Origin of the sequence: Geobacillus sp. FJAT-46040, assembly GCF_002335725.1 — a bacterium.
Lineage (GTDB): Bacteria > Bacillota > Bacilli > Bacillales > Anoxybacillaceae > Geobacillus > Geobacillus thermoleovorans.
Genome location: NZ_NISS01000001.1, coordinates 1,606,920 through 1,630,367, shown reverse-complemented (window position 1 = coordinate 1,630,367; position 23,448 = coordinate 1,606,920). Strand labels below are relative to the sequence as shown.

Annotated in this window: 19 protein-coding genes and 6 pseudogenes; 17 read left to right on the top strand and 8 right to left on the bottom strand. The window is 49.9% G+C overall.

Annotation, left to right across the window (positions count from 1 at the left end):
• From CD000_RS08595 to CD000_RS18150, 9 genes and pseudogenes are all read left to right on the top strand, one after another.
• Positions 1 to 872: DDE-type integrase/transposase/recombinase (locus CD000_RS08595; protein ID WP_096225456.1), on the top strand; the 872-nt coding region annotated here is incomplete at its 5' end.
• A pseudogene (locus CD000_RS08590) lies at positions 865 to 1,212 on the top strand (AAA family ATPase); the annotation flags it as partial. The gene CD000_RS08595 and the pseudogene CD000_RS08590, both read left to right, overlap by 8 nt.
• 150 nt (positions 1,213 to 1,362) lie before the next feature.
• A complete protein-coding gene (locus CD000_RS19140; protein WP_096225038.1) occupies positions 1,363 to 1,926 on the top strand; it encodes a DUF6431 domain-containing protein in 564 nt (187 codons plus the stop codon).
• Positions 1,927 to 2,068: 142 nt separating this feature from the next.
• Positions 2,069 to 3,316: an IS481 family transposase gene (locus tag CD000_RS08580; RefSeq protein WP_011229853.1), complete on the top strand. Its 1,248-nt coding sequence runs from the start codon at positions 2,069 to 2,071 to the stop codon at positions 3,314 to 3,316.
• On the top strand, positions 3,309 to 4,109 hold the full coding sequence (locus tag CD000_RS08575) for an ExeA family protein (RefSeq protein WP_011229854.1): 801 nt from the start codon (positions 3,309 to 3,311) through the stop codon (positions 4,107 to 4,109). Before CD000_RS08580 ends, CD000_RS08575 begins: the two co-directional genes overlap by 8 nt.
• A gap of 195 nt (positions 4,110 to 4,304) precedes the next feature.
• Positions 4,305 to 4,760, top strand: a pseudogene (locus tag CD000_RS19135) (ExeA family protein); the annotation flags it as partial.
• Between the two features lie 572 nt (positions 4,761 to 5,332).
• Positions 5,333 to 5,518 carry a hypothetical protein gene (locus CD000_RS08560; RefSeq protein ID WP_096225455.1) on the top strand — a complete coding sequence of 62 codons (186 nt, stop codon included), beginning with the start codon at positions 5,333 to 5,335 and terminating at the stop codon, positions 5,516 to 5,518.
• Positions 5,519 to 5,600: 82 nt separating this feature from the next.
• Positions 5,601 to 6,791 (top strand): ISL3 family transposase, encoded by a 1,191-nt coding sequence (locus tag CD000_RS08555; RefSeq protein WP_096225454.1) that lies wholly within the window; start codon positions 5,601 to 5,603, stop codon positions 6,789 to 6,791.
• Positions 6,792 to 6,989: 198 nt separating this feature from the next.
• Positions 6,990 to 7,586, top strand: a complete 597-nt coding sequence (locus tag CD000_RS18150; protein ID WP_143425237.1) for a hypothetical protein — start codon at positions 6,990 to 6,992, stop codon at positions 7,584 to 7,586.
• Positions 7,587 to 7,648: 62 nt separating this feature from the next.
• Here the strand turns inward: CD000_RS18150 and CD000_RS08550 are convergent, their stop codons facing one another.
• On the bottom strand, positions 7,649 to 8,836 hold the full coding sequence (locus tag CD000_RS08550; RefSeq protein WP_012748853.1) for an IS701 family transposase: 1,188 nt from the start codon (positions 8,834 to 8,836) through the stop codon (positions 7,649 to 7,651).
• Between the two features lie 238 nt (positions 8,837 to 9,074).
• On the opposite strand from CD000_RS08550, the gene CD000_RS08545 reads away from it, so the two are divergent.
• Positions 9,075 to 9,953, top strand: coding sequence for an IS982 family transposase (locus CD000_RS08545; RefSeq protein ID WP_096225453.1), 879 nt, complete (start codon positions 9,075 to 9,077; stop codon positions 9,951 to 9,953).
• Positions 9,954 to 10,089: 136 nt separating this feature from the next.
• Positions 10,090 to 10,839 (top strand): annotated as a pseudogene (locus CD000_RS08540) (YjiH family protein); the annotation flags it as partial.
• A gap of 130 nt (positions 10,840 to 10,969) precedes the next feature.
• On the opposite strand, the gene mscL reads toward CD000_RS08540, so the two are convergent.
• Positions 10,970 to 11,365 (bottom strand): large conductance mechanosensitive channel protein MscL, encoded by a 396-nt coding sequence (gene mscL / locus CD000_RS08535; RefSeq protein ID WP_049625304.1) that lies wholly within the window; start codon positions 11,363 to 11,365, stop codon positions 10,970 to 10,972.
• Positions 11,366 to 11,514: 149 nt separating this feature from the next.
• Here mscL and CD000_RS08530 point away from each other — a divergent pair.
• From CD000_RS08530 to CD000_RS08520, 3 genes and pseudogenes are all read left to right on the top strand, one after another.
• Positions 11,515 to 12,728: pseudogene (locus tag CD000_RS08530) on the top strand (YeeE/YedE family protein).
• 167 nt (positions 12,729 to 12,895) lie between these two features.
• Entirely contained in the window at positions 12,896 to 13,837 is a 942-nt protein-coding gene (locus tag CD000_RS08525) for a carbohydrate kinase family protein (RefSeq protein WP_096225452.1), read from the top strand.
• A 1-nt stretch (position 13,838) separates the two neighbouring features.
• Complete coding sequence (locus tag CD000_RS08520) at positions 13,839 to 14,744, top strand: pseudouridine-5'-phosphate glycosidase (protein WP_096225451.1); 906 nt, start codon at positions 13,839 to 13,841, stop codon at positions 14,742 to 14,744.
• Between the two features lie 83 nt (positions 14,745 to 14,827).
• On the opposite strand, the gene CD000_RS08515 is transcribed toward CD000_RS08520, so the two are convergent.
• Positions 14,828 to 15,151: a hypothetical protein gene (locus CD000_RS08515; protein ID WP_096225450.1), complete on the bottom strand. Its 324-nt coding sequence runs from the start codon at positions 15,149 to 15,151 to the stop codon at positions 14,828 to 14,830.
• A gap of 275 nt (positions 15,152 to 15,426) precedes the next feature.
• Here CD000_RS08515 and CD000_RS08510 point away from each other — a divergent pair, with 275 nt between their 5' ends.
• Both CD000_RS08510 and CD000_RS08505 read left to right on the top strand, forming a co-directional pair.
• The gene (locus CD000_RS08510; RefSeq protein ID WP_096226266.1) at positions 15,427 to 16,593 is read left to right on the top strand and encodes a HEAT repeat domain-containing protein; all 1,167 of its coding nucleotides are present in this window, start codon (positions 15,427 to 15,429) and stop codon (positions 16,591 to 16,593) included.
• Positions 16,594 to 16,821: 228 nt separating this feature from the next.
• Positions 16,822 to 17,334, top strand: a pseudogene (locus CD000_RS08505) (RNA-guided endonuclease TnpB family protein); the annotation flags it as partial.
• Positions 17,335 to 17,555: 221 nt separating this feature from the next.
• Here the strand turns inward: CD000_RS08505 and CD000_RS08500 are convergent.
• Positions 17,556 to 18,743: an IS701 family transposase gene (locus CD000_RS08500; RefSeq protein WP_012748853.1), complete on the bottom strand. Its 1,188-nt coding sequence runs from the start codon at positions 18,741 to 18,743 to the stop codon at positions 17,556 to 17,558.
• Positions 18,744 to 18,940: 197 nt separating this feature from the next.
• On the bottom strand, positions 18,941 to 20,314 hold the full coding sequence (locus tag CD000_RS08495) for an IS1380 family transposase (RefSeq protein ID WP_096225449.1): 1,374 nt from the start codon (positions 20,312 to 20,314) through the stop codon (positions 18,941 to 18,943).
• Positions 20,315 to 20,412: 98 nt separating this feature from the next.
• Here CD000_RS08495 and CD000_RS08490 point away from each other — a divergent pair.
• Positions 20,413 to 20,991: pseudogene (locus tag CD000_RS08490) on the top strand (RNA-guided endonuclease InsQ/TnpB family protein); the annotation flags it as partial.
• An 83-nt stretch (positions 20,992 to 21,074) separates the two neighbouring features.
• On the opposite strand, the gene CD000_RS08485 reads toward CD000_RS08490, so the two are convergent.
• The 3 genes from CD000_RS08485 to CD000_RS08475 all read right to left on the bottom strand — a co-directional run.
• The gene (locus CD000_RS08485) at positions 21,075 to 21,275 is read right to left on the bottom strand and encodes a DinB family protein (protein WP_233130418.1); all 201 of its coding nucleotides are present in this window, start codon (positions 21,273 to 21,275) and stop codon (positions 21,075 to 21,077) included.
• Positions 21,276 to 21,324: 49 nt separating this feature from the next.
• Entirely contained in the window at positions 21,325 to 22,077 is a 753-nt protein-coding gene (locus CD000_RS08480) for a TatD family hydrolase (protein WP_074044631.1), read from the bottom strand.
• Positions 22,078 to 22,134: 57 nt separating this feature from the next.
• On the bottom strand, positions 22,135 to 23,448 hold a 1,314-nt coding region (locus CD000_RS08475; RefSeq protein WP_096225448.1), incomplete at its 5' end, for a sigma-54 interaction domain-containing protein.

The window sequence follows — 23,448 nt, the reverse complement described above, 5'->3', positions numbered from 1 at the left end:
GATTGTTGAAAAAACACAACCTGGTGGGAAAAGAAATCTTGCCGATGCCGGAGCGAAAGCGTTTTGCGTATGACCAGATCAATGAGCTATGGCAAGGGGACTTATCCCATGGACCCACGATTCGCGTCCATGGGAAAGCCCAGAAAACGTTTTTGATCGCGTATATCGATGACTGCTCGCGGTTAGTGCCATATGCCCAATTTTTCCCTTCGGAGAAGTTTGACGGGCTGCGGATCGTCACGAAGGAAGCGGTGCTTCGTTGCGGGAAGCCGAAACGCATTTACTCGGACAACGGGAAAATTTATCGGTCCGAGGTGCTGCAGTATGCGTGCGCCGAGATGGGAATCACCTTGATCCACACCCAGCCGTATGATCCGCAAAGCAAGGGGAAAATCGAACGGTTCTTCCGCACCGTGCAGACGCGGTTTTATCCGCTGTTGGAGCTGAATCCGCCGAAGTCGCTTGACGAGTTGAACGAGCGTTTTTGGAAGTGGCTTGAAGAAGAGTATCATCGAAAACCTCACGCCTCGCTTGATGGGAAAACGCCGCATGAGGTGTTTCAGTCCCAAGTGGAACGAGTGGTGTGGATCGAAGACATCGATTGGCTGGACGCGATTTTTCTGAAACGGGAACACCGCAAGGTGAAAGCCGATGGAACGATCACCTTGAACAAGCAGCTGTATGAAGTGCCGCCCCGGTTCATTGGGCAATCGATTGAACTCCGCTATGACGAACGGGGCGTCTATGTGTACGAAGATGGAAGGAAGGTGGCGGAGGCCGTTCGGGTTCGTTTGGAGGACAACGCCTATGTAAAACGCCATCGGTCCCCGTTTGCGGCGGTTTCGGCGAAGGAGGGCGAACAGGATGTATAAAACGTTTTATTCCCTCTCGCGGGAGCCGTTTGCGAAAGAAACAGACCCGTCCGAGGCGTATCAAGGGGCGCCGTTTCAGGAAGCGTTGCGGGCGCTGGAGTACGTGAAACGAACCCGGGGGATCGGGCTGTTGATCGGAGAGCCGGGGGCGGGCAAGACGTTCGCCCTTCGGGCGCTGAAAGAGTCATTGAATCCATCATTGTATCATGTCGTCTACTTTCCGTTATCCACCGGAGGCGTGATGGATTTTTACCGTGGTTTGGCCTTGGGATTAGGAGAGGAACCGAAGTACCGCAAGGTAGACCTCTTCCGCCAAATCCAGCAGGCGATCGAGGGATTGTAAATTATCACTTTATTTCCGCACAAAAAAGACTCTTTTTTGCACATTCCTTCGGAATATCCCTCTCCCCCTTTCCGAAAGAATGTGCTAAATTTTTTGTGAATTATTTCGGAATGGGACATGGGTGATTTCCAGAGGGGGGACGAGGACGTGATTCGGTTTCATGACTTTCAGGTCGATGTCCAGACATATGCCCAGCGGGGAAAACAAAACGACTTTCCCCTTCTTAAGCGGTGCCCTCATTGCCAGGCAAAACGCCCTCTTTATCGCCATGGGTACTACGAACGAAATGCCGTGACGTCGCATCAGTCTTATCGCATTTGGATCGCTCGGTATCGCTGCCCGGAGTGCAGGAGGACGGTGGCCGTGTTGCCTTCATTTCTTCTCCCTTATTTTCAGTATACGTTGCCCACCATATGGAGAGTGGTGAAAGAACGGTTGGGCCTGACTCCGAAACGGGGGATGGAGGAGGCTCCACTCCTTCCTACGGATGAAGGGGTTTTATTTTATGTCCGACGTTTATTCCGAAATTTGAACCACCTTCATTGGTTTTTTGCGGAGCGCTGGAGAAAAATTGGTCCTGCCATCGCCCAAGTGAGAGAACGAGCCCTATGGTGGATCCAGACGATGGAGGAGATCGGCCTCTTTTTCGTCATCCAAGAGATATGGGAGCACCGATCGACGCATCTTTTTGCACGTACATTCAGTTCCTGATTTTACTTATATCCCCTTATATGGAATCATTTATAGATTCCACAAACCTTTCCTCTCGACGGTCGGGGGAATGATCCGATAGGATAGAGACAGGATGGACCGATAAGGTCCTAGAATGGGATGAACGAAGGAGGAGATCGAAATGAATGAGTCGATGAGACAGGAGATCGCTTTATTTCGGTATGGATTGATCGCTCCATTGGTGAATGGACAAGTCGATCCAAAAACGTACTTGAAGGAAGTAGCGGAACGGATCCATCAAGTTCCCCACCATGGAGAGAAACGCATCGCCGCCAAAACGATCCTCGACTGGTGCACGCAGTACAAAAAAGGGGGCTTTGAGGCGCTGAAGCCGAAACGACGGTCGGACCGTGGCCATTCCCGGAGGCTGTCACCTGAAGAAGAGGATCACATTTTAGCCCTGAGAAAAAAACACCCCCACATGCCCGTGACGGTGTTTTACCAACACCTTATCGAGCAGGGGGAAATCCAATCCATCTCTTATTTCACTATATACCGACTTTTAAAAAAATACAACCTCGTGGGGAAAGAAATTTTACCGATTCCTGAACGAAAACGATTCGCGTACGATCAGGTCAATGAGCTCTGGCAAGGTGATTTGTCCCATGGCCCGTTGATTCGCGTGAATGGCAAAACGCAAAAAACGTTTTTGATTGCCTATATCGATGACTGCTCGCGGGTCGTGCCGTACGCTCAGTTTTTCTCTTCCGAGAAATTTGACGGGTTGCGGATCGTAACCAAGGAAGCGCTGCTTCGATACGGAAAGCCGAAGCGAATTTACTCGGATAACGGCAAGATTTATCGGGCGGAACCCTTGCAGTACGCCTGCGCGGAGTTAGGGATCACCTTGATCCATACCCAGCCGTACGATCCGCAAAGCAAAGGGAAAATCGAACGATTTTTCCGCACCGTACAGACGCGGTTTTACCCGTTGCTCGAAATGAATTCACCGAAGTCGCTCGAAGAGCTAAACGAGCGATTTTGGAAGTGGTTGGAGGAAGATTACCATCGAAAACCGCATGCCTCGTTGAACGGGAAGACGCCACATGAAGTGTTTCAATCGCAAGTCCATTTGGTGTCGTTCGTCGAGGATTCGGATTGGCTCGACTCGATCTTTTTGAAACGCGAATACCGTAAAGTGAAGGCCGATGGTACGGTCACGTTGAACAAGCAGCTGTATGAAGTTCCGCCCCGGTTCATCGGACAATCGATCGAACTCCGTTATGATGAACAAGGCGTGTATGTGTACGAAGACGGTCAACGGGTCGCCGAAGCGGTCCTTGTTCGCTTCGAGGACAATGCCTATGTGAAACGCCATCGGTCACCGTTTGCGGCGGTTCCGGTAGAGGGAGGCGAAAACGATGTATAAAACGTTTTATTCCCTTTCCCGAGAGCCGTTTTCGAAGGAGACGAATCCACCAGAGGCTTATCAAGGGGCCTCGTATCAAGAGGCCCTCGCCGCTTTGGACTACGTGAAACGAACAAGAGGGATCGGGCTATTGATCGGTGAACCAGGGGCCGGCAAGACATTCGCCCTTCGGGCGTTTAAGGAATCCCTGAATCCGTCACTGTATCACGTCGTTTATTTTCCATTGTCAACGGGAAGCGTGATGGACTTTTATCGCGGCCTTGCCTTCGGGCTCGGGGAAGAGCCGAAATACCGCAAGGTCGACTTGTTTTATCAAATCCAACAAGGGATCGAGCGCTTGTATCATGAACAACGGGTAACGTCAGTGTTCATCCTCGATGAAATGCATTTAGCGAAGGATGCCTTTCTGCAGGATATCGCGATCCTGTTCAACTTTCACATGGACTCAACAAATCCGTTTGTCTTGATTTTGGCGGGGCTGCCCCATTTACAGGCAAAACTACGGTTGAATCAACACCGTCCGCTTCACCAACGAATCATCATGCGATACCAGATGGGGCCTCTTGATAAGGAAGAAGTGGTAGGATATATCGAACACCGCCTGAAACAGGCGGGGGCGAAACACCCGATTTTTACCCCAGCTGCCTTAGAAGCGATCGCCCTGCAGTCGCAGGGGTGGCCGCGGATCATCAACAACCTCGCCACCACTTGCCTGTTATACGGCGCTCAATTAAAAAAACATATGATTGACGAAGACATTGTGCGTATGGCAGCCGAAGAAATGGGGTACTGACACAGCAGGGGCTGATCGGCCCCTGTTATGTTTCATCCCGATCCATCCTCATTCTAGTTAATCATCCGAAATAATGTGCAAATGTTCGGAAATAATCTGCAAAACCTGGAATAATTCGCAAAGATTTTGCACATTATTTCCGAATCCGTCCGAAATAATTTGAAAAAGGGATTCTGAAATAATGTGCTAATTTACATGTATCATGAACGGCGGATCACGCCGGTGTTCATTTTGGACGAGATGCATTTAGCGAAGGATGCATTTTTACAGGACATCGCGATCTTGTTCAACTTTGAGATGGATTCGACCAACCCATTTGTCTTGATTTTGGCCGGGCTGCCCCATTTACAGGGGAAGCTGCGGCTCAATCAGCACCACCCTCTCGACCAACGGATCATCATGCGATACCGGATGGGGCCGCTGGAGAGGGAAGAGGTGGCGGGCTACATCGAGCATCGGATGAAACAGGCCGGGGCGAAGCATCCGATCTTCACCCCATCGGCGTTAGAGGCGATTGCCCTGCAGTCGCGGGGATGGCCTCGGGTGATCAACACGTTGGCCACGACGTGCCTGTTATACGGGTATCAGCTGAAAAAGGACGCCATTGACGAAGAAATGGTGCGCATGGCCGCAGAGGAAATGGGGTATTAGCACGAAAGGGGCCGAATCGGCCTCTTTTGTGCTTTCTCTTTTCCATCGGTCCATCAGGCGCGCTGGAAATCTTCATCTGAAAGAGCGTGCAAACGTTCCGAAAGAATGTGCAAAATCCGGAACAATCCGCAAAAATTTTGCACATTATTTCAGAATCCATCTGAAATAATTTGAAAAAGTGATTCTGAAATAATGTGCTAATTTACACCAGGATCTCGTCAGTGCTTTCTCTTTTTTGTCACTAAATCACAAAATTTGGTGATGAACCGGAAAAAATTATATGACTAATTAATTTAACGTGTTATAATATTTATACAATATTGTAAATTTAAATAAAAAATAGAAAGGTGATTAAAAGATGAATATGGGTGACATTATCTTTCAAGTATCTTCAATTCTTATCATTGTAGTTTCTATTGGGCTCATTGTTATGGCATTCAGGTTTTTCAGTAAATCAAAAAAAGAGAAAAAATATTGAATTGTTATTACGTTGTGATTACAATGTATTTACATACAAAAGAAAATGATGTATAATACGATTGAAATTACAAATAAGGAAAGGAGAGGAGTAAGTGGGAAAAATAAGCAAACTATTGTCATTAATTATTGTATTTGGGCTAATGTTTTTTAGCACCAACACCATCGAAGCAAAGGAAGCTAAAGCTAACGATACAGAACAACATGTAGTTACATACACGCAAGAAGATTATAACCTTATTAAACAAAAACAAATTGAGGCTCATCACCAAATTTTGTGATTTAGTGACAAAAAAGAGAAAGCACTGACGAGATCCTGGCCATAATGTTAGCGGTGAAATCAACATTAAGGAGGTCTCGTAAGTGCTTTCGATACCACTAGGATTGCCAGAATTGAAAGTGATTAAACACGAACTTCTTTCCTATGGTTATGCGATTCATGTAGAGAAAACAGAGACACAGGAACGTTGCCCTCATTGTGGGTTTGCCACTTCCTCTGTCCACGACAGACGGACAAGAAAAGTACGGGATTTGGCGATTTTCCATCAACCGGTGTACTTGTTCGTAAAGGTAAAGCGCTATCGGTGCTGGAATTGTTCCCAAGTGTTTTCCGCCTCTTTGGAATCGATTCCACCCAATCAACACTACACCAATCGATTTTGTGAGTACTTGTATGAACTTTGCGAAGGCTCCACCATTCAAGAGGTTAGCCGAAAGCACCGCATCCCATATACAACATTGGAACGCATTTATTACTCCATCGCATCGAAAAAAGCAAAAGAGCGTCAAACAGCGATAGAAGCATCTTCTCAAGAAGGAATGGTGCTTAGCTTAGATGAAATCGCGGTAAAAAAGGGACATCAGTATGAAACCGTATTGATGGATGCCAGAGCCGGATCGGTCATGGGAATGCATGCCGATCGCCAATGTGACTCCGCCATCAACTTGTTGAGCCAAAATATCCTGTCGAAAGAAATGGTCCAAACGGTGATTCTTGACATGTGGGGACCTTATCATAAGGCGGTTCGTACCCTGTTTCCATCTGCTTCGATTGTCATCGATAAGTACCATGTGGTTCAAAAAGTGACACAAGCCTTGGATCAAGCAAGAAAGGAATTTTCTCCATTGAAAAAGGCTCGATATCTTCTCTTAAAAGGCTGTGAAAAGCTTCGTAAGGACCAACGGCTTCGATTAGACGATATCTTGGAGGAGTATCCGGCACTTTCCATTGCTTATTATCTGAAAGAGTTGTTTCGGGATTTTTACCGAACCGATGGATATAATGAAGCAAAGGAACGCTTGGAAGAATGGATTAAGTTAGCCAAACAGAGCCCTTTTGCTTCTTTTCAGGAAGCAGCCAACACGCTTGAAAGGTGGAAGGAGCCTATTCTTTCCTACTTTTTGTGCCCATATACGAATGCCCGAATCGAGGGGACGAATCACAAGATCAAAAACATCAAACGCCGGGCATATGGCTATCGAAATCTAGAACGGTTTCGTTTACGTGTATTTCTGGAGTGTACAGGGAACACTACAGGCAGCCAGGCTGCCTAAGCGCTCCCTTCTTCCGCTATCGGTATGATAGTTGGTAGAATGGAACCCGTCAAGGAAAGCACTTGACTGTTTCCATTCTACCAACTTCGTGGTCTGTATGCGGAAGAAGGATCCTGACTGATGAACCTATTTCATCCAGCTAACATGTCTCTAGGATTGAGTAGAAATCACAGAAAATGGTGAAGACCCCAAATTGAAATGGGTGTTACACCAGAAAAGGCAGAAGAATTGATTGATAAATTAAAAAATGGAGAAGTGTTGGATGCAGACGTGCTAAGCCCAGAAAAAGCTGTAAAAACAATTAAGTCGGTTAATGGAGACATCGTTAAAATCACATACTTCTTCCCAGATGGTTCTGCTGCACAAACTGAATACACCGACCCATCTGTAGTAACTAACACACTAAAAGACAATAAAACAATAAGCACTATCATACCACAAAGCATTTCCGGTGGTAGTTGTACAACTGTAACTTATACCACAACATGCAAAAACAGAAAAGTAAGCTATCAACTTGCTACTTATGGATTTTCCTTCTACGCAAACTATACTATAGTAGGTCCTTATTATGACTCAATACAATGGGCTGGCAACTGGAATATTTGGGTTGCTGGAGGTACCTACACCAACCCATCTATGAGAATAATTCGTGCTACAGAAACAGATAGTGCAAAAGCAGAAGCAAGATTGTCAGCAACAATTAATTTATCTGGAGGTTATAGTTCCATATCGAGAAGCTTATCATTGCTTGTTGGTAATGATAGTGCAACTGACAGATGGAATTCTTACTATTAACTGTAGATGAGCATTTTTCATTACAATAATTTCCATGGTTAGAGAGACAAACAGGGTACCCCTTACGCGATACGGAGCTGTTTTTTGATCACATCAATGGGAATATCTTGCTTCGCAGCGTCATAAATGAACTCGACGACGCTGTGGTCTTTCCGCGACCGAAGAAGCTCCAGCCCGGTGGAGAGGTTTTGTCGGGATTCGGCGATGCTGTACACGCAGGCCAACAGCACCACCGCCCAATACCGTTTCACCGCCCGAATGTGGCGAACGCGGTATCCATCCAGCTTCAGTTGATCTTTCGCCTGCCGGAAAAAGCACTCGATCGTCCAGCGCTGGGCGTAGTAACGCAAGATGTCTTCGTCCCCGAGTTCCCGGTCGGTGCTCAAGATGCAATGAAGATGTTCCGGCGCCATCGGCTGATCCGCCTTCCAAGCCAGCAGCACCACCGCGTCATCGAGGCCATGGATGGCCCCCTCATAGCGATACACGCGATAACGCTCCTGCCCCACCGTGACGAGGCGGGTGTCTTTGGACTCGATATAGCGGGCAAACTGCTTGGCTTGGATGGCGATGCCTTTCGGGTAGAGAATCCGGTTCGTCTTGAGCATCGCGATGACATGGAATCCCTGTTTCAGACAGGCTTCGATGAGCTTTTTGGACGGATACCACGAATCCATGAGCACATACACCGGCTGAGCCCGCTTCACCTTGAGCGAGGAAAGCATCTCGATCGCCAGGTCGATCTTGCTTTTTCCCGCTTTCTTGTCATACAGGCGGAACGCAAATGGGAACGCCTGCGTGAAGGTGTGCACCATCAGCCAAACGAGCGAATGCCCCCAGACCGATTGATGATCTTTATGCGAGTAGTGCCAGTCGCACCCTTGAATGGCGTGCACAGCCCGTGACGAAGGCTTTGTTTTTTGGCAAATCGTATCATCAATCGAAACAAAAAGGGGTTGATTCTTCCGTTTGGCCAGTCGTTCGACCTGGGAAAGGATCCACTCTTGAAGCTTCCCAAGCAGCCTTTCCTCGTTCCAAGGGCTTTTCGTGAAAAAGTGACTGAGCGTCGTTCGATGATTCGGATGAAAGCTCCAGTAATGAATATCAGTCAATGTTCCCGAGAATCCCTTGGTGGTCAAGGCATCGACAATATGAATGAGATGCTTGATGACCGGTTTGGAAAGCTGCAGCGTCAACCCCAGCGTGAAGAAAAACTTGTGGATTCCTTGGTGATGTGCTAATCTATTCATGAGACATGAACCTCCTTGTGTGAATGGGTTTTGAACACATCTATTTTACCCAAGGAGTCCGGTTCATGTCTCCTTTTTTGTTTAGTTGTCAATTTATGTAAGTGAATTTGCTCATCTACAGTATTAATTAATTATAAACCCGTGGTGCTAGATAAAATCAGACAAGCATAAAAATAGCCCTTGCATGAGGAACTCCTTAAAATGAAAGTGCAACCAAACATCAAAAGGAGAGGTTCTCATGCAAGAGCACTTTCATTTTACAACAGATCGTGTCAAACTTCAAAAACAATATGCATCGATTTTGTGTTTTGTATCCGCTCAACTATCGAGTATCCAGATTCCTCTTCAACGTCGAAATCGTCATTTGTTGAAACAGAAGGACGAGGTCATCATCGCCGTCCATGTCCTTGGAAAGTTGTTGGGCTTCACTTCCGAACGGGCTTGGCATCGGTTTGTGATTGGGAATTTGTTTTCCAAGGACTTGTTCCCTGAACGTTCTCGATACAACCGTCGCTGCCGGGCGCTTGGCTTTGCGATCAAGTGGATTCGGCACCAGCTGGCCAAGCGTGGGCAGCACCATGCGTATGCGGTCGTGGACAGCTTGCCGATCGAGCTGTGTCATTCAGCTCGAATGCATCGCGTCAAACGATTCCGTGGAATCGCCGATATTGGCTATTGTGCTTCGAAAAAGATCGCTTTCTATGGGTTGAAACTTCATCTGCAGGTCACCGACCAAGGGCTTCCGATGGGATATGTCGTCACCGAAGCGTCTTGTCACGATCGGGTGGCCGCTGAAACCGTCATGACGCAAATTCCACATCCGTATAACCTCGGTGACAAAGGGTATATCAGCCAAAATCTGCAAAAGAAGCTGTACGAAGAGCACCGAGTCGCTTTTTGGACGCCCGTTCGAAAAAATCAGCGAATTCGCCAATCGGACGCATGGAAACAGTGGATGAAGCGAAAACGTAAAGTGGTGGAAACCGTGTTTTCGATTTTAGTCGATTCGTATCGGATCACCGAGATTCGAGCGAACTCGGTTTCTGGATTTGAAACGGCACTGGATGGTATTTTACTGGCTTACTCGCTTGTTGTTCTTGGGCTAGTTGAGCGTTAAGACTCAACTAGCACCACGGGTATTATACTATATTTTACTGAATCTATCCTATTTTCAGCAAAATATAGTTAAGGCGATTCATCTCCCACTTACTCCGCTTCGCTTCGTTGAAGTGGGAGTCTTCTCGCCTAATTAAGATAAAGTGTTCAAAGAAGGCAAATATACCGTGAAAGAAGCGGCGATCATCGCTACCGGCTTTTCCACCGTATCGGTGACATTTATGGTCGTTGTCGCGAAAACATTGGGGCTCATGCCAATCTGGAATACGTATTTTTGGGTGACATTTCTTGTCAGGTTTGCCGTTACAGCGCTTACCGCCCGGCTTTGGCCGCTGAGCCGCATGAGCGACGAGTATTACGACGGCAAAGGAGATCCCGAACAAAAAGTGACGGGAAGCTATATGAAGCAAGCTTGGTCTGAGGCGATGAAAGCGGTAGCGCAGTCAAAAGGGATCGGGACGAACATATGGGAAAACTTGCGCGATGGTTTTATCATGACGATGGGCATTTTGCCTTCCATTATGTCGGTCGGGCTGATCGGGCTGTTGCTCGCTGAATATACGCCGGTGTTTGACTGGTTGGGTTACCTGTTCTATCCATTCACCCTTCTGTTGCAAATCCCTGAACCGTTGTTGGCCGCGAAAGCTTCGGCCATTGAAATCGCGGAAATGTTTTTGCCCGCTTTGCTTGTCACCGAAGCTCCGCTTGTCACGAAATTCATTATTGCGGTTGTATCCGTATCAGCGATCCTATTCTTTTCCGCTGTCATTCCATGCATTTTGTCTACGGAAATCCCGCTCAGCTTGCCGCGGCTTCTTGTCATTTGGTTCGAACGCACCGTCTTGACGCTCATCCTCACCGCGCCGCTCGCATATTGGCTGCTTTGACGGGAGTGCGGCGCTTCGATGAAAACGGACATCGATGGGGTGGCTGCGATTTTCAGGTTCGCCGCCATTCCATCAACCCGATTGAGAAGTTTCAGCGCCATGAAAGCCTGTCCACCTCCGAGACAGGCTTTCACAGCGTTTCCCGCTGCTGCTTTAACAAATCGCGAATTTCTGTCAATAGCTCCTCCTCTTTCGTCAGCGTCGGTGCGGTTTCCTTCACCTCTTCCTGCTTTTTCACCCGTTCATACAGCGTGTTGATCAATTTCACAAACAGGAAAATCGAAAACGCGATGATCAAAAAGTCGACGACTGTTTGGATAAACGCCCCATATTTCACTTCCGCTTTGCCGACTTTCCAAGACAAATCACTGAAATTGATGCCGCCTAGAATCAGCCCGACAAGCGGCATGATGATGTCATTGACGAGCGAGGAAACGATTTTGCCAAACGCCCCGCCGATGATCACCCCAACGGCTAAATCGATGACATTGCCGCGGACGGCGAATTTTTTAAACTCGTTCCACATGGTCATCTCCTTCCGAAGAAAATGTTCGTCTGCTATTATACCCGACCGGCCGCAACATTGAAACTTTTTAGCTTAAATCGTAGCAAATCAATTGGTTTTATAATATTATAGAATACGTTCATCAACCAAAACAAAAGGGGAAACGCATCGTGGAAGTGACCGCACAACAACGAGACGTTCGCGCGAAACAAGCAGCGAACGCCCCGAAACATCCGACTGCGTGGATTATTGCGGTCTCCATCCTCATATTGATCGGTGGCACGTTGTTCTTATACAGCCGTGTGTCCTGGCAACAAGCGCGTTGGGAGCGTTCGGCGGTTTTGTGCTTTATCAGGCCCATTTCGGTTTTACTTCGGCCTGGCGGAAATTCATTTTGTACCGCCAAGGGGAAGGCATTCGGGCACAGATGATCATGATGGCGGCAGCCAGCGCGTTGTTTTTGCCGCTGCTCGTGAAAGGCTCGGCGCTCGGGCACCCGGTGTCAGGGTATGTATTTGGCGTGGGAGTATCGGTCATCGTCGGTGCTTTTCTGTTTGGCATCGGCATGCAGCTTGGCGACGGCTGCGCGTCGGGGACGTTGTACCATATCGGCGGGGGCGATGCGAACGGCATCGTGACGCTCATCGGGTTCATCGCTGGCTCCGTCATTGCGACGACCCACTTTGACGTGTGGGCGAAGATGCCGCAATGGGAGCCGTTCTCGTTCATTGGCGAGTTCGGCCCCTTGGGAGGGTTTTTGCTTCAGTTGGTTTTGCTTGCGGTCGTCTACTATGCGGTGACGGTGATGGAAAAACGACGCCACGGCCAACGCGTTGCTGCATTGCTTGAGAACCATCATGGCTGGAAAGCGATTTACAAAGGGCCGTGGCCGCTTCTGGTCGGGGCGTTGCTCTTGGCTGTAACGAACGCGCTTGTGCTGATGATTAGCGGCAAGCCTTGGGGCATTACGTCCGCCTTCGCCCTTTGGGGAGCGAAGTTCGTGCAGCTGTTTGGCATCGACCCGACCGCTTGGGCGTACTGGCAAGATGAAGCGAAACGGCAGGCGCTTGCGAATCCCCTCTACTACGATACAACGACTGTGATGGACATCAGCTTGATGGTCGGCGCCTTATTGGCGGCGGCGCTCGCGGGCCGCTATACGAAGCCTGTGCAATGGAAGCGTCCGACGCGCATGACGATCGGTGCGCTGATCGGCGGCCTGATGATGGGATACGGCGCCCGGCTGGCGTTCGGCTGCAATATCGGCGCGTATTTCGGCGGCATTGCGTCATTCAGCGCCCACGGCTGGGCGTGGTTTGTCTTTGCTTTCCTCGGCAGCCTGATCGGCGTCAAACTGCGTCCGTATTGCGCGTACAAAAACTAAACGTTCCGTCGCTTTGGCGGGGTGCTTTCTTTATGCAGGATGGCATATGGTACAATGGGCAGTGAGGCTTCGACAAGAGCAGCTGCCTGCTTGTTTGAAATCGTTTTCCTTGTTTTGGGAGAGCGGAAGGAGGACAGCGGTGTTCATTGGGAGAGGAGGGAAAAGGCATGGGGAAAGCGGCCTCGATCGTCTGCATTGGCGGGGCGAACGTCGACCGAAAGGCGCGGTTGCTCACTCCGTTTCGGCTCGGCACGTCCCATCCCGTCACCACGACGCAAACCGCGGGTGGGGTGGCGAGAAACATCGCCGAAAACTTAGGACGGCTTGCTCAACCTGTTTCGCTCGTCAGCACCGTTGGCGATGATCGCGATGGACAGTGGCTCGTTGACGTGACGAGCCGATATGTCAATACGAGCTTCATCGTGCGAACGCCAAAAGCGAACACCGGGACGTATACAGCGGTGCTCGATGAACGCGGCGAGATGGTTCTCGCCTTGGCGGATATGGCCATTTATGATACAGTGGGGGAAGAATGGCTAAAGCAGCAATGGACTCGGCTCGGTCCGATTTCTGCGGTCGTGCTTGACACGAATTTCCCGAAGGCTGTCATTCGTTCGGTGATTGCACAATGTCGCCAAGAGGACATCCCGCTTTGTGTTGTGACGGTGTCGGTTCCAAAAGTGAAGCGGTTGCCCAGCGATTTGTCTGGTGTGACGTGGTTTGTCACGAATGAAGCGGAGGCTAAGGAATTTGTGGGACGCGACGGACATACGGACGACATCATGAAAGCGATCCTTCAAGCCGGCGCCCAGAACGTTGTCGTCACGCGCGGCGCAAACGGCGTCGCGTACGCCACCAAGCAAGGGGAAACAGAAGCGATTGCGGCGCCGAAGGTTGAGGTCACCGACGCCACCGGAGCGGGCGACGCCTTTGCGGCTGGATTTTTGTACGGCGTCTTAGGCGGACATACGGTGGAAGACGCCTGCCGCTTTGGGATGAGCAGCGCGGCGCTTACGCTGCAAACGGCCGAAACGGTGCATCCCGCTTTGAATGAACACCTGTTGCAAGCCGCCTATGCGCGGTATTTTCGCGAAGGGGGAACGAAGTGATATGAATGATTTTCTCGTCTTTTCCGAAGAAGTCGCTCAAGCGAAGGCCGAAAAAAAGCCGATTGTCGCTTTAGAATCAACGATCATTTCCCACGGCATGCCGTACCCGGAAAACGTGCAAACGGCGAAAGACGTCGAACAACTGATCCGCGACCGCGGCGCCGTGCCGGCGACGATCGCGATCATCGATGGAAAGATTAAAATCGGGTTAACGGATGACGAACTTGAATTGTTAGGGACAAGCCACGATGTAGAAAAAGTGAGCCGCCGCGACTTGCCGTATGTCGTCGCCATGAAAAAACACGGGGCGACGACCGTGGCGGGGACGATGATTTGCGCCCAGATGGCGGGCATCCGCGTGTTTGCGACCGGCGGCATCGGCGGCGTGCACCGCGGCGCCGAACAGACGATGGACATCTCGGCTGACTTGCAGGAACTCTCGCGCACAAACGTCGCGGTCGTCTGCGCCGGGGCGAAATCGATTTTGGATTTAGGCTTGACGCTTGAATACCTCGAGACGCACGGCGTTCCGGTCATCGGCTATCAGACGGACGTCCTGCCGGCGTTCTATTCGCGGACAAGCCCGTTTCGCGTCGACTATCGCCTCGACAGCGCAGAAGAAATCGCTCAGTTCATCGAAACGAAATGGAAGCTTGGGTTAAACGGCGGTGTTGTGATCGCCAATCCTGTCCCAAAAGAAGATGAGCTTGAGGAGTCGTATATCACGGCCATCATCGAACAAGCGCTCAAGGAAGCAGAAGAAAAGCACATCACCGGCAAAGCGGTCACCCCGTTTTTGCTTGACCGTGTGAAAACGTTAACCGGAGGCAAAAGCTTAAAAGCAAACATCGCCTTAGTGAAAAACAACGCCGCCTTGGCGGCCGACCTTGCCCGAGAGCTTTCTTGATGCGAACGCTCCCACCTTGATGGGAGGGTGGGGGCGTGATGGCGGTGGAGGATTTATCGAGCGTGAAGCAAATGGCGGATTTTTCAATCATGCTGGGCGATTTTGACGGAGTGGAAGTCGACCGTTTCTTGTGTTTCAACTAGTTCCACGCGGATGTGGCCGAGTTTCGCTTCGAGCCGTTCGAACCGTTCGTTCACGGTGCGCTCCAACTGGGCAATCTGCCGCTCAAACCGTCCATCCATCTCCTCGATGCGCTTGTCCATTTCATCCGTTTTTTCATTCAACGCTTGGACTTGGCGTTGAAGCGAGTCGAATTTTTCATAGAGCGCTTCGAACTGCTTGCGCATATCCGCCGCGTACAAATCAAGCACTTGCAAAATTTGCGCCAATATCGTTTTTTCTTCCACCCTCTTCACCTCCTTCCACTTCTAGCATATCAAACAAGCGAGTTTGCGAGAAGGAAAAACGGTTTCAAATCAAGCGGATTTTGTCTATGATAGAGGAGGAGATGCTGTGATGTTTGAAATGACCAAGAGCTCCTTTGGCTGCCCATTTCCATCGCATCGGCCGCTGCTTGTGTTCCATGTATGAAGGAAGAACCCGCAAACCCGTCGCGAGGAGGTTGAATGTCGATATTCTGTCAGCGACGGGGGGAAATTTCAGAAAAAAAGAAGGTGTGATCATGTCCTTTATTCAAACAATCGAGCCGCATTTGTTTAGCGACCATCCTGTCCTCCGCCAGTTTGCGTTTGACGCAATCGAAGAGTATCCGGATATTCCAGCCGCGCTTGTGGAGCGTTTGGTGGATGAGGCTGTAACGGCGGACAACGAAGAAACACGGAGGATGATTTTGCACGGCATCTCCAAACAGCCGTTGACCGACCGAGCGCTTGAGCAGTTGTTGAGCATGAAAGATGCAGCGAAGTACATCCGTTGGTTTTTCCCGTTTCCAGCCGCCCAGCTCGAAAAATACGGAGAACAGCTGCTCCCTCACTTCCCGCGGTCTTGGCAGCGAGCTGTCCGCCTTGCTTTAGAAGGAACGGAAGATGACGTATGGGAACACTATTTTTCAGTGCTTTCGCATTTGCACGAGGAAGAGTTTCACAATCACGATTGGTTTTTAGTAGCCAAGCAAGCCGTGCGCATTCTCGTTGAACGCGGATGGATGACGAAGGAAGATATCGGTCTGACATGGATGAAAAACGAGCAACAGCCTTGGTTTTCGTATGACGGCATTTTGGCGGTGTATGCGGTCTCGCTCGTCGGCGCCGCTGAATATATTCCCCGCCTCGCCCGACTGTTGGAACAACAAGACGGTGATGTGCTTGTTGATCAAGCCGTTTCCACCTTATCGATGTTCCAACGTGAAGAAACGATCGAAGCGGTGCGCCCATATGCGTTTCAGGAAGACACGGCGCTGTCCGCTATTCATGTGCTCGCCAACATCAAATCTAAACAGGCCGTGCGTGTATTGCGAGAAGTCTTTTCCAAGCAGCGCGATGATGACCTCCAAGCATTTTGCTTTGAGGCGCTTTGCCATCAGCTGGATAAAGAGGCGCTCCCAGAAGTAGAGCAGTATGTAAAAAGAGCGGAAAAACGAGGGCGTTCTTGGATGATTGATGTCGAACAGAACGCGTACGCCTATTATACGATTCTAGAGATCGATCACCCGGAGCTGGAAACGTGGAGAGCCATTGCCGAGCAGCGGTATCGCCATTTTCAAGCCGTGCTGCAAACACCTCCGCGGCCGACCAACATCCCATACCGCCGAAAAGAGCGAAAAATCGGCCGTAACGACCCATGTCCGTGCGGCAGCGGGAAAAAGTATAAAAAGTGCTGTGGCAAATGAGAACGCTGCTTTGTCTCAAAGAAACAGCCCGCCCCCACGCGGTGGCGTCGGAAGCGGGCCTTTTAACATCTTTCCGAAAGAAGTCTCCCACTTCTAAACGAAGTGAAAGTGGGAGATGAATTTCGGTTAGGTATAGCCTAAAGTTGTCTCTTTTTTTGTGTGTTATGATACAATCAGTTTTAGAAAAAATATATCGAAAATCAAGGTATGAAGTGATGTGGTGTCGATATGGCAAACAAAGCCTATCAGTTCCGTCTATACCCAACAAAAGAACAAGAAGAATTGCTCGCCAAAACCTTCGGTTGTGTCCGTTTTGTGTATAACAAAATGCTTGAAGAACGCATACAAATGTTTGAAAAGTTCAAGGACGATCAAGAATCCTTGAAACAGCAAACATTTCCGACCCCTGCCAAGTACAAAAAGGAGTTTCCTTGGCTAAAAGAAGTGGACAGCCTTGCGCTGGCAAATGCTCAACTAAATTTGCAGAAAGCGTTTCAACACTTCTTTTCTGGCCGCGCTGGATTTCCCAAGTTCAAAAACCGCAAGGCGAAACAGTCGTACACCACAAATATGGTAAATGGCAACATCAAGCTTTCAGATGGCTATATCAAGCTGCCCAAACTGAAATGGATCAAGTTCAAGCAACACCGGGAGATTCCTGCCCACCATATCATCAAGTCTTGTACGATCACGAAAACCAAAACAGGAAAATACTATATTTCTATTCTCACAGAGTACGAACATCAACCTGCCCTAAAAGAAGCCTGAATCCGTGATGGATTGACATCGACTTTGACTTTTTTGCTGGTTTTATGGATGCGTGATCCACCATTCCCTTTTTATGTTTAAAACAGATGTCATCTTCACTCTCAGAAATGAAATAAATATCTTTTTTAGGTACTGTAGATGAGCATTTTTCATTACAATAATTTCCATGGTTAGAGAGACAAACAGGGTACCCCTTACGCGATACGGAGCTGTTTTTTGATCACATCAATGGGAATATCTTGCTTTGCAGCGTCATAAATGAACTCGACGACGCTGTGGTCTTTCCGCGACCGAAGAAGCTCCAGCCCGGTGGAGAGGTTTTGTCGGGATTCGGCGATGCTGTACACGCAGGCCAACAGCACCACCGCCCAATACCGTTTCACCGCCCGAATGTGGCGAACGCGGTATCCATCCAGCTTCAGTTGATCTTTCGCCTGCCGGAAAAAGCACTCGATCGTCCAGCGCTGGGCGTAGTAACGCAAGATGTCTTCGTCCCCGAGTTCCCGGTCGGTGCTCAAGATGCAATGAAGATGTTCCGGCGCCATCGGCTGATCCGCCTTCCAAGCCAGCAGCACCACCGCGTCATCGAGGCCATGGATGGCCCCCTCATAGCGATACACGCGATAACGCTCCTGCCCCACCGTGACGAGGCGGGTGTCTTTGGACTCGATATAGCGGGCAAACTGCTTGGCTTGGATGGCGATGCCTTTCGGGTAGAGAATCCGGTTCGTCTTGAGCATCGCGATGACATGGAATCCCTGTTTCAGACAGGCTTCGATGAGCTTTTTGGACGGATACCACGAATCCATGAGCACATACACCGGCTGAGCCCGCTTCACCTTGAGCGAGGAAAGCATCTCGATCGCCAGGTCGATCTTGCTTTTTCCCGCTTTCTTGTCATACAGGCGGAACGCAAATGGGAACGCCTGCGTGAAGGTGTGCACCATCAGCCAAACGAGCGAATGCCCCCAGACCGATTGATGATCTTTATGCGAGTAGTGCCAGTCGCACCCTTGAATGGCGTGCACAGCCCGTGACGAAGGCTTTGTTTTTTGGCAAATCGTATCATCAATCGAAACAAAAAGGGGTTGATTCTTCCGTTTGGCCAGTCGTTCGACCTGGGAAAGGATCCACTCTTGAAGCTTCCCAAGCAGCCTTTCCTCGTTCCAAGGGCTTTTCGTGAAAAAGTGACTGAGCGTCGTTCGATGATTCGGATGAAAGCTCCAGTAATGAATATCAGTCAATGTTCCCGAGAATCCCTTGGTGGTCAAGGCATCGACAATATGAATGAGATGCTTGATGACCGGTTTGGAAAGCTGCAGCGTCAACCCCAGCGTGAAGAAAAACTTGTGGATTCCTTGGTGATGTGCTAATCTATTCATGAGACATGAACCTCCTTGTGTGAATGGGTTTTGAACACATCTATTTTACCCAAGGAGTCCGGTTCATGTCTCCTTTTTTGTTTAGTTGTCAATTTATGTCAGTGAATTTGCTCATCTACAGTTAGGTATATAAACCAAAGAAAAAACAAAAAAGAACAGAGGGTTAGGATGAGTACAGAATTGCGAACAATCGTTCGTTATGCTCCTTCTCTCCATTTTATGTAAATGTTCAGTAGGGGCTCGCTATAGCCACTCCTTCGCGTCAGTTTCATCCAGATCTGTCGTGATCGACGGACGAGTCGACCTGCCATCGTGATCACCGTCTGAATAATCGTCTTGATGCGACGGCGTTTCACTTTGTGGTGCAACGGATGTCTCGGATCGCTTAATAGATCTTGTCCAATCAGGCGAAGAAGGTTGTACACGAATGCTCCCATGACCAACACGAGCGCATTCGTTTTCATCTTCCCAGATGGAAGCCGCTCTAAATCTAAGTCGCTTTTCAGTTCGCTATGAAACTGTTCGCATGTCGCATGATCGTGATACAATGCGAGCACATCACTCATTCGAACATGCTCGTATCCCTCGAGGCGCACCCAGTAGCTTTCCACTTCATAATCAGGAACGAGCATCAGCTGTCCATTTCGTTCCATCGTCCGTTCCGTCACTTGGGTGACTTGAACGTACGTGTACGTGTTTCCATCGATCGCTGCCTTCTGTGGAAGGCATAGCTCATAGGTTTGTACTCCTTCGCTTTGTCCATCATCGACACGTTTGCCCTTTTGCGAAGCGATCTGGAACCAAAGCGCTTTCGATTCTCGGCGTAAGTTTCGCTTGATGACAAAGTCCACGTCTTCCTTTAGACATACGTGCACATTCGCTTCCGCATCGTTTCCTGCATCCATGCGGACAAGCAGACGAGACGAGGTCAGCGGACGAGCTCGACGGATGGCGGTAGTTAAAAACGAAGGCATGTTGTCTTGTACATGTTGTTTCCCTGGACGCAACTCGGCATGAACGAGATACCCTTCCTTCCCTGCATACGCAAACAACGGTGTAAAACCGTCAAATCCTTTATACGTTCGACTCACTCCTTCTTTTTTCGTATCGGAGTTGTCAAATGGGGAACCATCTATATCAAGGGGAAGCCATGTCGTCTTTCCTTTGGTCCAACAAGGGGACAAAGTGGCATGTCGTTGAATCAACAGACGTATGGACTCCTCCCAAAGAATCGTTTCGGTCATCGGAAGACAAGCGAGCTGATCGAGTCGTTGTCGCAACGTTGGGGAGGAAGGTACGTGCCGAATGCCCATTGATGTCGAAAAGATATCGTCCTGACGATACGCTTCGATATGATCAAAATCCGTTTTTCCTGTGGCAAACAAGCCGATCATCGAGCGAATGACGTCGCTATGGGAAATGTGCACATCTCGACGAACCGTTGGGAGCCGAAGGGCGTTTACTCGCTTATCCAGCTTCGTTTGGTGCAGTAAGTAACCCACGAGAGCAAGCCCCGCACTTGGCGTAATCGCTTCATCTGTCAATACAAACCGAATCGGGAAATCTTTCATCGCATTCACCTACTTGATGAAGAGTCGTCAACGTCGTTTTCCCTTATCGTATCAACGGTTTGCGACCATTGTAAAGATGTTTTGTCACGGATTTAGGAGAAGTACAAACGGTTGTTGGGCTTGACTTTTCCATGAGTACGCTGTATGTCGATAGCGAGGGTAAGAGAGCCAATTATCCTCGATTCTATCGCAAAGCATTGGAAACATTAGCGAAAGAACAGCGTAAATTGTCTCGTAAAAAGAAAGGCTCGAATCGTTGGCACAAACAGCGTCTGAAAGTAGCGAAGCTGCATGAGAAAATTGCCAACCAGCGCAAGGACTTTCTGCATAAGGAGTCGCACAAATTAGCGAAACGGTATGATTGCGTGGTCATCGAAGACCTCAACATGAAAGGGATGTCACAAGCCCTCCATTTCGGTCAAGGCGTTCATGACAACGGCTGGGGCATGTTCACCACTTTCCTTCAGTACAAGCTGGCCGAACAGGGGAAGAAGCTGATCAAAATCGACAAATGGTTCCCCTCGTCCAAAACGTGTTCGTGTTGCGGTCGAGTCAAGGAGTCTCTATCGCTTTCTGAACGGACATTCCGTTGTGAATGTGGATTCGAGAGCGACAGGGACGTCAATGCGGCCATCAATATCAAACATGAGGGCATGAAACGATTGGCGATCGTCTAATTTGTCCTCGAACCGTGGGGCACACGGGGATCGCTCGGTCAACTTCCCATCATGAGATGGGATTACCCGAGAAGCCCCCACCTCTAAGCGAAGCGTAGGTGGTGGGAGTATGTCACTGTATGGGCGATCATGGCTGTGATCGATGTTTCGATTAAGTACAGGTGTTCGAGCACTTGGGCGATGGTCCAACTCCCTTTCGCCGCCCGGGTGTTCAGCTGTTCGTCCGACAGCCCGGAAACGCTTTTGATCAGCTGTTGGCGCACTCGCTCATTATGATCCATCATGTTTCCCTCATTTCGATGTAGATTTGGTTTCATCGTATCATAAGGAAGATCAACCGTAAAGCCGTTTTGTGTTCGCCGTGATCATGGTTTTGACTTGTTCGATATCTCGGCCATAGTGTGCCGCCACGGCTCGCGCGGAGTCCAATAGCCATAACGGCGTCGTCAGTTTTCCGGCAAACGGGCCTGCAAACGGCCATGGGCCATCGGTTTCAAGGAGCAGCTGCTCGATGGGAACGAGGGATAACAGCTGCTTGTCGCGCTCGCGGTAGCACACTTCCGGCGTGACGGAGATGTAGTAGCCGCATTGGACGATTTGTTTGACCACGGCAGGCTCGGCCTTCAGCCAGTGGAAATGGGCTTGTCGGACACCAGCTTGCTGCAAGATGGCCAAGGCGGTTTCGGCGCGGTCGTAGACGGCGTGAAGGGCGAGCGGCAAGGAAGCATCCGCGGCGATGGCCGCGATTTCGGTTAATCGTTCTTGATACGCGGGCAGCTTGGCGCATGCTTCCGCTGAATAGTATGGCAGCCCGACTTCGCCGATGGCGGCGAGCAGCGGCCGCTCTTGCTTGACAAGCTCTGTCCATTCGTTCCAATCGGCTTCGCTTGGCAGCGGTTGCTCGGGATGAAAACCGATGGCGGCGTAGACGAAGGAAGGGAATCGCTGTTTCAACTCGAGCGTTCGGCAGCTGGAGCGCAAATCGGTGGATACGGCGACGACGCCGGTGATGCCCGCTTCTTGCCAACGGTTGATTTGTTCATCGATGTCCGTGTACTGGTCGAGATGAATATGAGCGTCGATCATCCACAGCGACCTCCCCTGTCCTTTTTGCCGTCCCGCTGGCTGAGGCTTTTCGCCTTTTCATCCCCATTCCTTATCAATCTGGTACTTGCGGATGCGGTATTGCAAGTTTTGTCGGCTCAAACCAAGCGCTTTGGCCGTTTTGGTGATGTTGAAGCCGTGATGCTGCAGCGCCTTGCGGATGTAGTAAATTTCGACTTCTTCCATGTATTTGTCAAGAGGCAAAATGTCTTCCGTATCAAATAAAAAGTCCGTTTTCGTTTCGTCGGGCGCCAGCTTGGCTCGAAAAGGGGCAGGCAGATGGGCGAGGGTGATGGTTTGTTCTTGTTCCATCGTCGCCATCGTTTCCAAAATGACGGCCTCAAGCTCGCGCACGTTGCCGGGCCAGCTGTAAGCAAGAAACGCCTCTTGCACGTCATCGCCGAGTCCTTCGACATGTAGGCCATAGCGCTCGTTGCCTTGACGGATGAAATGGATAGCGAGCGGCAAAATGTCCTCTTTCCGTTCGCGCAACGGCGGCAGGACGATGCAGTGGACGGCAATTTGGTAGTAAAGCGATTTGATCAATTCTCCGTTTTGGACCGCGTCAATCGGGTCGCCGCTTGTCGAGGCGATGAGGCGAACGTCCGCACGAACCGGTTCTTGGCCATGGGCGCGGACAAACTGTTTTTCTTGCAGGAAACGGGCAAGTTTTTGTTGAAGCGGCAGGCTTAACGAGTCAATATCGTCAAGCAGGACGGTGCCGCCGTCCGCTTGTTCAAACAAGCCGGGCTGGATCTCGCCGTCTTCTTCGCTGCCAAACAGCATCGTTTCCATCCAATCGTCCGGAAGCGACAAACACGTTTGCGCAAAAAACGGCTTAGCTCGCCGTTCGCTTTCGTGGTGAATGCAGGAAGCGAGCAAGTCTTTTCCTGTCCCTTTCTCCCCAATGAGCAGCACAGACGCCTCGGAGCGGGCGGCATGACGAGCAAGGCGGATGGCCTTTTGCATGGCTTCGCTTTGGCCGATGATGTCTGCAAACGTGTGACCGGCTTCACCGCGTTGGTGGTGCTCTTGGATCAGCTTGCGGAATTTGGTGATGTCTTTGGCGATTTCCACGGCGCCGATGATGCGCCCGTCTTTTTGCAGCGGGTGTGTTTGATTGACCGTTGTCACGGCTTGTCCTTTGTTATTGAAATAGGTTTGCTGCTTGTTCAGAATGCTTTCACCGGTGCGCAGCGCTTCAAGCAATGTGCTCGGCTGCTCCGGGTTGAAGCGGAAGACGTCCAAAATGTTTTTATCGAGCACGTCCTCGATGTTCATACCCTCGATGTCCCGCATTTTCCGGTTGTAAATGACGGTTTTCCCATGTTGATCGACGGCATGGACGCCAAG